Genomic DNA, 12,619 nt, shown 5'->3' with positions numbered 1-12,619 from the left:
AATATTTCGTATGAGTTAATGCATTATGGTGTAAAATTGATTATTTTTTGCATGAATATCATAAAGTGTAACAAATTATGACAATATCTTATTAATTTATTCTAGAAGTTTTCCTATAATGAATACATCAAGAGATGTTGTACTCGCAACACATTTAGCATCATTTCCAATAGGGGAAAATATCATGAAAAAACTTTTACAAACAATTGTACCTGCAGCGTTATTAAGTGTAGGTTTGATGGCAACTGCAACAGCAAATGCTCAAACAGCACAAGAAGCTCATGCTTCAACAGTTACAACTAAACAAGTAACATATGTTTGTTCAGGTAAAAAACCAGTTAAAGTAACTTATGGTTTTAACAAACAAGGCTTGCCGACTTATGCACAAGCAGTTTTAAATGGTAAGGCACGTTTTATGCCTATTAATTTAGCTCATTCTGATTTTGTCGGTACGCATTTTGGTAATGAAAATAGCTATACTTTAGGTACAGATGCTATTACTGTGAAGAACTACAAAAAATCAACTATTTTAGTAACAACGCCAGACAATGAGATTATTTATAAAAATTGTAAATCTCGTGGCTAATACATTATAGTTAAACTCAAAAAGCATAATCTTATACGAGATTATGCTTTTATTTATGGATAAAATGATTTTTATAAAAAGGATAAATTCATCACATTTTAAATAAAAAATATTTCGTTTTGTAACAATAAAATGATAGAATATGTTACACCATTCTCAATTTAAATTGATAATGCATTAATATTATTAAAAAATATCAATATGCTACGACTTTAAGTTGAGAATGAGATCATGTTAATCTAAAAATCTACACGCTTTTAAATCAAGTATATCTTTTTATTTTGTGAGTTCTCTATGAAACGAATGACAGCAATTAATCAACCATTTTTTAAATATAATTTATTGTTTAGCTTAATGTTTTTAGGAATTAACTCAGTACAGGCAGGTGTGGTACGTGGTGATGTCGATTACCAACAATTCCGTGATTTTGCTGAAAATAAAGGTCAATTCCATTTAAATGCCAGTAATGTTGAAATCTTTGATAAAAATGGTCAATCTGTTGGAACGATGTTACAAGATATTTCTATGATTGATTTGGCAGTAGCTTCTCGTATTAATGGTATAGCAACTCTGGTTAAACCACAATATATTGTGAGTGTACAGCATAATCGTGGTTATGAATCGGTACAATTTGGTGAACATAGTAATGTGAATCCAGATAGTCATCATTTTAATTATCAAATTACTAACCGTCATGTTAAAACCCCTGGTGCAGAAATTAAGAGTTGGCATCGTGATGATTACCATACACCACGTTTACATAAGTTAGTTACCGAAGTTGCTCCAATTCCTATTGCTAATGAGACTAACATATCTGCTTTTTTAGATAAGAATAAATATACCAATTTTGTACGTGCTGGTTCAGGTATTCAGCGAGTTATTGATGAAAAAGGTGGTGAACAACGTAATATTGAAGATGCATATCACTTTATGACGGGTGGTTCGATGCTGGATTTAAAGGAAGTATTTACAAATCCTTCAATACCGGGAACTAGCTCAAATACTCTTCTTCGTTTTGATGGAATGAGTAATTTATTTGAACATCCGCTTGGTATCATGCAACGTAGTGGTGATAGTGGTTCTGGTGTGTTTGCATGGGATGTGGAAGCAAAGCGTTGGGTCTATATTGCCTCTGTACAATCTAGTACGGATAGTAATTCATTTTCTACTTCACATCTGGGTTATGTTGATGAAAATGAAAAAGCATCAATTGCAGGTACTGTGATTGGTAATGAGCAAACATTAATGTGGTTACCATCAAATAATACCAGTACCATTAGTGTGAATGGACAAACCTTATTAAATGTAGATTTGATGGATGTAAATTTAGCTGAGCGAGAAGGTATAAATAATGGACATTGGTCTCGTCCACGTCAAGATCATGGTAAAACCTTTACTATTGCAGGGGAGAATAATACCTTACAACTCACTGATAGTATTAATCAGGGTTCTGGTGCAATTTATTTTTCAGGGAATACTACAGTCGAAGGTTTAAAAAAGGATACAACTTGGCTAGGTGCTGGTGTATCAATTGATAAGGATAAAACAGTTACTTGGAAAGTCAGTAATCCCGATAAAGACCGTTTATCAAAAATAGGGGAAGGGACATTACATATACAAGGCGTGGGTAAAAACTTAGGCTCAATTAGTGTAGGAGATGGTACGGTTATTTTAGACCAACGTGCTGATGAAAATAATCAAAAACAAGCATTTAGTGAAGTTGGTATTGTAAGTGGTCGTGCTACAGTTGTCTTAAATAGTACAGATCAAGTTGATCCCAATAATATCTATTTTGGTTTTCGTGGTGGTCGTTTAGATACAAATGGTCATGATTTGAAATTTACACGTATTCAAAATGCTGATGATGGTGCAAGAATTGTCAATCATAATTTGAATAAGGCAACCACGGTTACTATTGGTAAAGAACTATTACAACCACTTTTAACAGAAAAAGACATTATTTGGGTAAATGGTCGAAGTCGATCAGGGCATATTCATATCAATGCTTATCCTGATGGACATACAGATTATTATGTATTAACGAGTGGTACAATTAATAGTTTCTTACCAGAAAGAGGGAAAAGTAATAATCGATGGTTATTATTAGCAAGTAATGATCGTAATGCAGCAGCACGTGCATTTTTAGAGCGTGAGAATGCAAAACGTACTCCTACTGCAGGAATAGACACATTTTCAGGTATTTTAGGTGAAACTGATACAACAAAAAATAATGGTCAATTAAATTTTGTTTATGATCCTCTGCCTAAAGATGATGTTTATATGCTGAATGGTGGAGCAAATTTAAATGGTAATATCATTGCTAAAAATGGTAATTTGATGCTATCGGGCAGACCAACTCCGTATGCGTATGACCATTTAAATCGTACTGAGGTGATTAAGGATGATGATTGGTTAAATCGTACATTTAATATGACGACATTAGCAGTACAGGATAATGCAACCGCATATATTGGACGTAATGTAAGTGTGGTCAATGCAAATTTATCAGTAAGTCAAAATGCTACGCTTACAGCGGGTTTTATCAATGGACAAACACCTGTATGTATTCGATCAGATTATAGTGGTACAACGACTTGTACTACACCGACTTATAATGGCGATATATTAAATAGTATTCCTGTTACAGCGATTAATGGTAATGTTAGTTTAGTTGATAATGCGACATTGACTTTAGGTAAAGCACATTTGGCAGGTAAGCTAAGTGCAACTGCTGAAACTATCGTTAATTTATCAGCAGATAGTGTATGGGACATGACTGCGAATAGTGATGTAGGTCATTTAAACTTAACAGCTGGTTCGGTGGTTAATTTAAATAATGCAACGAATGCAAATACAGGTAACTATCATACCTTAAATATTTTAGGTAATTTAACAGGTGAAGGTTTATTTAATTATCAAACTAATTTAACGCAATTTAAAGGTGATAAAGTAAATGTTCAAGGAAATGCAAGTGGTACACATCGTTTAAATGTTAATAATACAGGTAAAGAACCAACGAAGACAAAAGAACATTTAACTTTATTAACGGTTAAAGGTACAGATACATCAACGGTTAAATTAGCAAACAAAGATGAACAAGTTGATTTAGGTGCATATCGTTATAGTTTACGTCATGAAGGCGAGAACTATTATTTGTGGAGTCCTGTGCTTGAAAAAGAAATAGATGATGAAGCAGAGCGTTTAGAAAAAGAACGTCAGGCTGAGTTAGCACGTCAAGAGGCAGAGCGTTTAGAAAAAGAACGTCAAGCAGAATTGGCTCGTCAAGAAGCAGAACGGTTAGAAAAAGAACGTCAAGCAGAATTGGCTCGTCAAGAAGCAGAACGGTTAGAGAAAGAACGTCAAGCAGAATTGGCTCGTCAAGAAGCAGAACGGTTAGAGAAAGAACGTCAAGCGGAATTAGCACGCCAAGAAGCAGAACGGTTAGAGAAAGAACGTCAAGCTGAGTTAGCACGTCAAGAGGCAGAGCGTTTAGAAAAAGAACGCCAAGCAGAATTAGCTCGTCAAGAAGCAGAGCGTTTAGAAAAAGAACGTCAGGCTGAGTTAGCACGTCAAGAAGCGGAACGTTTAGAAAAAGAACGTCAGGCTGAATTAGTTCGTCAAGAAGCGGAACGTTTAGAACGAGAACGTCAGGCTGAATTAGCACGCCAAGAAGCAGAGCGTTTGGAAAGAGAGCGTCAAGCCGAGTTAGCACGCCAAGAAGCAGAACGTTTGGAAAAAGAACGTCAGGCTGAGTTAGCACGTCAAGAAGCGGAACGTTTGGAAAGAGAGCGTCAGGCTGAGTTAGCACGTCAAGAAGCGGAACGTTTAGAAAAAGAACGTCAGGCTGAATTAGTTCGTCAAGAAGCGGAACGTTTAGAACGAGAACGTCAGGCTGAATTAGCACGCCAAGAAGCAGAGCGTTTGGAAAGAGAGCGTCAAGCCGAGTTAGCACGCCAAGAAGCAGAACGTTTGGAAAAAGAACGTCAGGCTGAGTTAGCACGTCAAGAAGCGGAACGTTTGGAAAGAGAGCGTCAGGCTGAGTTAGCACGTCAAGAAGCGGAACGTTTAGAAAAAGAACGTCAGGCTGAATTAGTTCGTCAAGAAGCGGAACGTTTAGAACGAGAACGTCAGGCTGAATTAGCACGCCAAGAAGCAGAGCGTTTGGAAAGAGAGCGTCAAGCCGAGTTAGCACGCCAAGAAGCAGAACGTTTGGAAAGAGAGCGTCAGGCTGAATTAGTTCGTCAAGAAGCGGAACGTTTAGAACGAGAACGTCAGGCTGAATTAGCACGCCAAGAAGCAGAACGGTTAGAGAAAGAACGTCAAGCGGAATTAGCACGCCAAGAAGCAGAACGGTTAGAGAAAGAACGTCAAGCAGAATTGGCTCGTCAAGAAGCGGAACGCTTAGAGAAAGAACGTCAAGCGGAATTAGCACGTCAAGAAGCAGAACGTTTGGAAAAAGAACGTCAAGCTGAGTTAGCACGTCAAGAGGCAGAGCGTTTAGAAAAAGAACGTCAAGCGGAATTAGCACGCCAAGAAGCAGAACGGTTAGAGAAAGAACGTCAAGCGGAATTAGCACGCCAAGAAGCAGAACGGTTAGAGAAAGAACGTCAAGCTGAGTTAGCACGTCAAGAGGCAGAGCGTTTAGAAAAAGAACGTCAAGCGGAATTAGCACGTCAAGAAGCAGAACGTTTGGAAAAAGAACGTCAAGCAGAATTGGCTCGCCAAGAAGCGGAACGTTTGGAAAAAGAACGTCAGGCTGAGTTAGCACGCCAAGAAGCAGAGCGTTTAGAGAAAGAACGTCAAGCAGAATTGGCTCGTCAAGAAGCGGAACGCTTAGAGAAAGAACGTCAAGCGGAATTAGCACGCCAAGAAGCAGAACGGTTAGAGAAAGAACGTCAAGCTGAGTTAGCACGTCAAGAGGCAGAGCGTTTAGAAAAAGAACGCCAAGCAGAAGAAGCACGCCGTAAAGCACTAGCACAAAAACAACAATCAGAATTAATAAGTCGTTATGCCAATACAGCATTATCAGATTTATCATCACAAGTGAATAGTGTTATTCATGTTGGGGATGGTTTAAATCATCATTTACTGGATAATATTCATTCAGGTGGCGTATGGTTAAATGTAAATCGCTATAATGAAACTGAACATGGTTCAGCGTATTATCGTGATTATAAAAAACAAGAAACCCTAACTCAAATTGGTGCTGATACGGTGCTTGATACAGCAGATGGTCAATTGCTGGTTGGTGTTGCGTATAGTCATAGTGAAGGGACAAATCGTTTTGCTGATAATGCAAGCAGTGAAAGCAAATTAGATATGCTTTCGGTTTATAGTAAACTTAACTATGCTGATAATAGTTTTGTCAGTGTTGATGTAGGTTATGGACGTACAGATAGTGAACTTCGTTCAGAAGGAGAAGATACCAAACTTGCACGCAATATAGCGACAGCAGGAGTGAATGTAGGGACAACCGTATCGACAAAGTTGGTCAATATTAAACCAAGTGTAGGTGTACGTTACCACTATTTAGAAGGACGCAACTATAACTTAAATGGTGCAAATATAGCATTGCCAGATGCAAATATTTTAAGCTATCGAGCTGGTGTATCATTAGAGAAAAGTTTTAGTTTAGGCAATGGTATTGAACTTACACCATCAATTTCTAGTCATTATGTTGATACGATGAATGAAAAGAGTGAGGTTAAAGTAAACGGTCATAGTTTAAGACAAGCGTATGGACGTTATGGACATCATGAAGTTGGTGTTAAGGTGGGTGGTAAGCAATGGTCTACAGAAATTCATGCGGGTCGTTCGGAAGGAAGTGAAGTTAATACACAGAATTCAGGCGGTATGAAATTTAGCTATAAATGGTAATGAATTATCATTCATAAAAAATGAGAGTGGGTTTTGAACTCCACTCTCATTTTTTATATTTATTTATTTTTTGCCATCATTGTAGTAAAAAATCCTGAAACAATATAAGCAGATGCTAAAATCAATAAACCGACAGGAATGTTATACGTCATGGCAGCTAAAATGAGTACAATAGGAATTAACGCGATAAATGGCACACGTTTTTTATCCATGGTTTTAAACGAATAATATTTCATATTCGATACCATCAGTAAGCCTATACTTACCATCAACACGGCTAAACCAATTTGTGTTTCTAAAGCTTGTGGTACTAAAATACTATGTTTAGAAAGTCCTGCCCAAACAGTTGAAATTACTACGATACCCGCTAAAGGACTAGCAATACCAATAAAATAACGCTTATCAACAACACCAATTTGTACATTAAAACGTGCTAAACGGAATGCAGCACAAGCTGTATAAACAAAACAACATGCTAAGCCTATACGTCCTAAACCATGTAAACTCCAGCTATACATTAAAATAGCAGGTGCAACACCGAATGCTAGCATATCAGATAGCGAATCAAATTGTTCACCAAATGAGCTTTGTGCATTCATAGCACGAGCAATACGTCCATCTAATCCATCAAGTAAAGCTGCAATAAAAATAGCAATAATCGCTTGATTATAATGCCCACTCATACTCGCAGTAATGGCGTAAAACCCTGATAATAATGCCGCAGTGGTAATCGCATTCGGTACTAAATAAATACCTTTGCGTTTAACCGCTTGTCCTTCAGTACATTCAAGTTCTTCAACTTCAAACGTAATTCCATCAAATACATGATGTTCTGATGAAGGTTTTTGTTCGGGACGTGGTGTCTGACTCATTGTTAATCCTTATTCACCTACTAACCATTTCACTGTTGCACTACCTTTGCCTTCTTGCATACGCAAATGTGGTAGTAACCATTGCAAGGCTTGTTCAGCCTCTTCAGCAAATTGCCAAGGTGGATTGATAATCAACAAACCGCAACCATTCAAACCAATTTCAGTATCATCAGGCCATACACAAATTTCACAAACGAGCTGACGGCGAATACCTGTTTTAATCATTTTCTTTTCAAAACGCTCGATTCTGGCACGGTCTTTAATCGGATACCACAAGGCAAATATGCCTGTTGTCCATTTTTTATAAGCATTTTGCAACAATTCAACCAACTGCGGAAAATCCTTACGTTCCCATTCATACGGTGGGTCAATCATCACTAAACCACGTTTTTCTTTAGGTGGAATAACGGCTAATAAACCTTCGTATGCATCACGTTGATGAAGTGCCACACGGCGTTGGCTATCACGAATATTATGGCGTAATTGCTGGAAAATCTCTTCTTTTAACTCAAATACACTGATTTTATCTTGTTCACGAATTTGTTGTAAGGCAAACCATGGCGAGCCTGCATAAAACCCTTTGCCCAAATTGACACGCAAATTATCGACTAGTTGTAAATAATGTTGAATCGCTTGCGGTGCTTGTTGTTTTTCGGCATTGGATAATTGCATTAAACGATGAATGCCTGTTAAAAATTCGCCTGTTTTTTGTGCAGGTGCTTGCGATAAATCATACATACCCGCCCCACCATGTGTATCGATATAACGGTAAGGTTTATCTTTGGCATTTAAGCGTTGTAAAAGTTGTAATAACAAAATATGTTTCATCACATCGGCAAAATTTCCCGCGTGATAATGATGTTGGTAATTCATTGTAAAAAATCCTAAAATGTAAGCTACATTTTAACATGAAAAAAGTATTTCATGCGGATAACAATATGCTTTACAATAGCAATGATGTTATAGATTGTAATTTTTAGGTATTTTTGATGATAAATTCAGCAGATTTTAAGCCTTTACTCAATATGAGCAATATTACTGATGATTATTTAAACTATTTTAATGAACAACAGATTGATAAAATCCTTGATGGTTTAGAGAAATATGGTTTTGCGATTATCGATGATGTTTATAATGATGAATTTTTAATTGCTTTACGTCAGCAATGCACGCAACACCAAAAACAATTTCGTCAAGCTGAAATTCAAAATGGTAAAATGACGGATATTCGTAGCGACCATATTTTATGGATTGATGACCAGTTACCCATTGCACAACGTCATTTAGCTTATTTATTGAGGTTAGGCAAAGCGATTAATCAGGCATTTTATTTGGGTATTTTTGAAGTAGAAGGACATTTTGCTCATTATCATGCAGGCGAATTTTATAAATTACATCGTGATAATCCGCAAAATAAAAATGGACGTGTGATTTCAGCAGTCTATTATTTACATCAATCTTGGAAAAATGGCGATGGTGGCGAACTCCGCTTACAAGATAAACGGAAACAATGGCATATTATTCAGCCGTTACCTAATCGTTTGGCAATATTTCAAAGTGATTTATTGCATGAAGTTTTGCTTAGCCATCAAGATAGATTATCCATTACGGCTTGGTTGAGACAGCGGAGTGTTTAATAAATATTGAACGATAATTAATCAAAACTTTGTCATTAAATGCTAAATTTATACTGCATTAATCATTAAAAGGATTGATAAAGTTTAATGGCAAGTTTTTAAAATCTTTTTCATTACGACTAGCAAGAGTTAATTCATGGATGAGTGCTGTTGCTCCGATAATAGCATCAGGTGTTTTGATTTTCTTTTGACGGCGAATTTCAGCTGTTTTAAAAATAATATCACGGCTGACATCAAACCAAGTGAAGTTATTTTTTAAAAAATCAGTCGTATATTTTAGTTCATCTTCACGCATTGGGTAAGACAATACTTCTGAAACTGTGATTGTAGAAATCGCCAAATTTTGAGCATTTTCATTTAAAAATTCACGAGCTTTTTCCATACCTGAAAAATAATAAATGATAATATTGCTATCTACCAAAATCATTTTTCCCACTCCCGCACCCATTCACTACGGATTTGTTCTTGATATTCTAAACCATCAATTCCTAATCCTTGCCATAAACCAAATGCTTTATCATCACCAATTAAGCGGTTTGGTTTGGTTGTCTGTTCTTGTAGATTTGGGGTAAAACTCATTACAAGTTCTCCATTGCGAACAACTTCAAGATTTTCATGTTGTTTGATAGTCAAAATTTGTTCTTGTACCATTGGTGGTAATAAAGCGATATCAATTAACATAATTTATCTCCCAAATTGAGTATTTTAAGTATTATAGCAGGTTTGTCATTTTATCAGCAAAAATTCTTTGTTCTGAAAAAAATCCATAAGGTGTTAAAATTTTTTTGGCGATAGATTTGATGATTTTGTCGTGCATAAGTTTAAATTTTTGCTGAAAATTAAGAGCATTATATCAAAATTAGGCAATAGAAACATCTTGACAATTTGTAGTACACTTTCCATAATGGAAAAATGTTTGGAAAGTAAAAATGATGAGTTCAAACTTTCCTGTATTTGTTGTATAGAATGAGATAACCGCAAGAATTTATGATGACAAGTTCATATCTAATCACACAATTAGGCGAAACAGACCAGCAATTTCTACAGCAAAATAGTCCTGAATTGGCATTGCAACGGGGACAATTACGTTTACAATTAATGGCTTTGAGTAAGCAGAAAGCCGAGCAAATTTATTTTTTACAACAAGCGTTAGCAATATTAGAGCAAGCACGTTTAGAATTTGATGATATTGATTTAAATCTGTATTTGGATTTATCGATTTGTTTGGCTAAAGTCTATATGATGTATTTTGAATGTACACAAGATAAGAAGTTTGCTATTATTACACAACAAATTCTCAAACCATTATCACATTATCAACATATTGAAATTTATCAACTTTTATTTGAAAGTGCTCAAGCTCAGCAGCATCAAGCGATGCAAAAATATTGGCAGAAAAAATTGCAAACCATGATTTGTGAAACAAATGCAATAGCTTATAGTTAATTTTGCTAAACACTGACAAGAAAAAACATGATTTTCATTTGTTTCATGCTAAAATGTGTTATCTGATAAAATAAATATTTGTGAATATGATATGAGTAATTTAAGCACAACATTTACAGCTATACCACATACATTATTACAAGCCATGCAACGTGGCATAGAGCGAGAAACCTTGCGTATGCAAAATGATGGTTTTTTGGCTCAAACTCCACATCCACAGGGATTGGGTAGTGCTTTAACCCATGCAAAAATTACCACAGATTATTCTGAAGCATTGCTTGAATTTATTAGTTCGCCTAAAAAAAATATTCATGATGTATTAGCTGAATTGAATGAAATTCATCATATTAGCAATCAAAATTTACCCGAAGGCGAAAAAATGTGGTCAATGTCGATGCCATGTATGCTTGATAGTAATGATGAACAAATTCCATTAGCATATTATGGAACATCGAATATTGGACGTTTAAAAACATTATATCGCCGTGGTTTGGGTGTGCGTTATGGTCGCCGTATGCAGACCATTGCAGGTGTGCATTATAATTTATCATTTCCCGATAGCTTATTTGAATATTTACAACAAAATGAACAAGATAGCCAACTCAAAGCATTATCATTACAAGATTATCGTAGCCATCGTTATTTTGGGTTAATCCGTAATTTTATCCGTTTGATTCCATTAGTGATGTATACCATTGGGGCAAGCCCTGCGGTATGTGCTTGTTTTTTAACAGGTCGCCAGCATCATTTACAGCCATTTGTCAAAGGTTCGTATTATTTACCAAATGCGACAGCATTACGCATGGGCAATTTGGGCTATCAAAATACCGCACAAAAAAGTCTAGGCATTCATTATAATGATTTGACAGGCTATTTAAAGGGCTTACAAGCTGCGGTACATACAAAATTTGCTCCATTTGCTGAATTAGGTTTAAGTGATGAACAGGGTGAACCGACACAAATGAATGACCATATTCTGCAAATTGAAAATGAATATTACAGCTTGATTCGCCCGAAACAAATTCCACAAGCAGGGGAAACACCATCACAAGCACTGGCAAATCGTGGTGTGGCGTATGTGGAATTGCGTGCGGTGGATATTAATCCTTATAATCCAATTGGGATTGATAGTACCACAGCAGGTTTCTTAGAAACATTGGCATTATATTGTTTGATGATTGATAGTCCCATCATTACAGCTGAAGAGCAAGAGCTGATTGATTTAAATCAACAAAATATGGTAAATGATGGTCGTAATGCACAGTTAAAAATTCATCATTTAACAGGTGAAGTATTATTTAAAGATTGGGCGATGAATCATCTGCAACAAATGGAACAGTATGCACACAACCTTGACCAAGCAATGAATGATCGTTTGTACCATCAAGCAATTAAAACCATGCAAATACGTGTAGAACAGCCTGAACAGACTTTATCAGCACGTTTATTAGCGGATATTGAGCAACATGGTAGTACATGGAAATTAGGTGAGTATTTGGCACAACAACATCAACAATTCTATCAATCTATACAACTTGATGATGATAAAGTTGCTTATTATCAACAACTTGCACAACAATCTTTAAGCCAGCAACAGCAATTAGAACAACAGCAAGATATTGATTTTATGCAATATTTACAGCAATATCGCTAATTAGAGTTATTATGAAAGATATTTTTAACCGCATCATAGGCTTAAGTTATCGACAAATTCATGCTTTATTATTTTTAGGCAGTATTGTTGGTATGAGTTTTGCTCTATATTTGCAACATGGTGTAGGACTTGAACCATGTCCATTGTGTGTATTTCAGCGTGTTGGCTTGATGGCAATGGGTTTATTCTCATTGATGGCATTGGTGCATAATCCTAAGACCTTTTTATTTAGACGTGGTTATAGTTTATTGGCATGGCTCAGTATTTTATGGTCGGTTGGTGTAGCAGGTCGTCATGTATGGTTGCAACATTTACCACCTGATAAAGTACCAAGTTGTGGTGCTGGTTTAGAATATATGATGGAAACTTTTCCTTTATTAAAAGTAATGGAGCAGGTTTTGACTGGCTCAGGTGAATGTGCGGTAATTGATTGGACGTTTTTAGGACAGTCGTTGCCATTTTGGTCGTTGTTATTTTTTGGTATATTGGCAACCATAGCTACTTGGCAGTTATTTAGAGCATATCCTAAATAAAGAAAGAAAAACGC

The 12,619-nt window shown here is 36.1% G+C and carries 10 protein-coding genes; 6 read left to right on the top strand and 4 right to left on the bottom strand.

What is annotated here, in order from left to right:
- Positions 1-184 precede the first annotated feature (184 nt).
- Together LU301_RS10885 and LU301_RS10880 are read left to right on the top strand one after the other, a co-directional pair.
- The gene (locus LU301_RS10885) at positions 185-586 is read left to right on the top strand and encodes an ACP-like domain-containing protein (protein ID WP_305270716.1); all 402 of its coding nucleotides are present in this window, start codon (positions 185-187) and stop codon (positions 584-586) included.
- Between the two features lie 294 nt (positions 587-880).
- Positions 881-6,463, top strand: coding sequence for a S6 family peptidase (locus LU301_RS10880; RefSeq protein ID WP_305270714.1), 5,583 nt, complete (start codon positions 881-883; stop codon positions 6,461-6,463).
- 59 nt (positions 6,464-6,522) lie between these two features.
- On the opposite strand, the gene pssA is transcribed toward LU301_RS10880, so the two are convergent.
- Positions 6,523-7,335: a CDP-diacylglycerol--serine O-phosphatidyltransferase gene (gene pssA / locus LU301_RS10875; RefSeq protein ID WP_305270712.1), complete on the bottom strand. Its 813-nt coding sequence runs from the start codon at positions 7,333-7,335 to the stop codon at positions 6,523-6,525.
- Positions 7,336-7,344: 9 nt separating this feature from the next.
- Positions 7,345-8,208, bottom strand: coding sequence for a 23S rRNA (adenine(2030)-N(6))-methyltransferase RlmJ (locus tag LU301_RS10870; protein WP_305270710.1), 864 nt, complete (start codon positions 8,206-8,208; stop codon positions 7,345-7,347).
- A 152-nt stretch (positions 8,209-8,360) separates the two neighbouring features.
- Between LU301_RS10870 and LU301_RS10865 the strand changes: the two genes are divergently transcribed.
- Positions 8,361-8,972, top strand: coding sequence for a 2OG-Fe(II) oxygenase (locus tag LU301_RS10865; protein ID WP_305274072.1), 612 nt, complete (start codon positions 8,361-8,363; stop codon positions 8,970-8,972).
- Positions 8,973-9,030: 58 nt separating this feature from the next.
- Here the strand turns inward: LU301_RS10865 and LU301_RS10860 are convergent, their stop codons facing one another.
- Both LU301_RS10860 and LU301_RS10855 read right to left on the bottom strand, forming a co-directional pair.
- Positions 9,031-9,399 carry a type II toxin-antitoxin system VapC family toxin gene (locus LU301_RS10860; RefSeq protein WP_305274070.1) on the bottom strand — a complete coding sequence of 123 codons (369 nt, stop codon included), beginning with the start codon at positions 9,397-9,399 and terminating at the stop codon, positions 9,031-9,033.
- The gene (locus tag LU301_RS10855; protein WP_305270708.1) at positions 9,396-9,653 is read right to left on the bottom strand and encodes a hypothetical protein; all 258 of its coding nucleotides are present in this window, start codon (positions 9,651-9,653) and stop codon (positions 9,396-9,398) included. The genes LU301_RS10860 and LU301_RS10855 overlap by 4 nt, the downstream gene beginning before the upstream one ends.
- 309 nt (positions 9,654-9,962) lie before the next feature.
- Here LU301_RS10855 and LU301_RS10850 point away from each other — a divergent pair, with 309 nt between their 5' ends.
- The 3 genes from LU301_RS10850 to LU301_RS10840 all read left to right on the top strand — a co-directional run bounded on the left by LU301_RS10850 (position 9,963) and on the right by LU301_RS10840 (position 12,605).
- Entirely contained in the window at positions 9,963-10,418 is a 456-nt protein-coding gene (locus tag LU301_RS10850; RefSeq protein WP_305270706.1) for a hypothetical protein, read from the top strand.
- Positions 10,419-10,509: 91 nt separating this feature from the next.
- Positions 10,510-12,072 (top strand): glutamate--cysteine ligase, encoded by a 1,563-nt coding sequence (gshA, locus tag LU301_RS10845; protein ID WP_305270704.1) that lies wholly within the window; start codon positions 10,510-10,512, stop codon positions 12,070-12,072.
- Between the two features lie 35 nt (positions 12,073-12,107).
- Positions 12,108-12,605 carry a disulfide bond formation protein B gene (locus LU301_RS10840; protein WP_305274067.1) on the top strand — a complete coding sequence of 166 codons (498 nt, stop codon included), beginning with the start codon at positions 12,108-12,110 and terminating at the stop codon, positions 12,603-12,605.
- The last annotated feature ends 14 nt before the right edge of the window (positions 12,606-12,619 follow it).

Origin of the sequence: Moraxella sp. ZY210820 (assembly GCF_030674635.1) — a bacterium.
Taxonomy (GTDB): domain Bacteria; phylum Pseudomonadota; class Gammaproteobacteria; order Pseudomonadales; family Moraxellaceae; genus Acinetobacter.
This window is presented reverse-complemented; position numbering and strand designations above follow the sequence as displayed.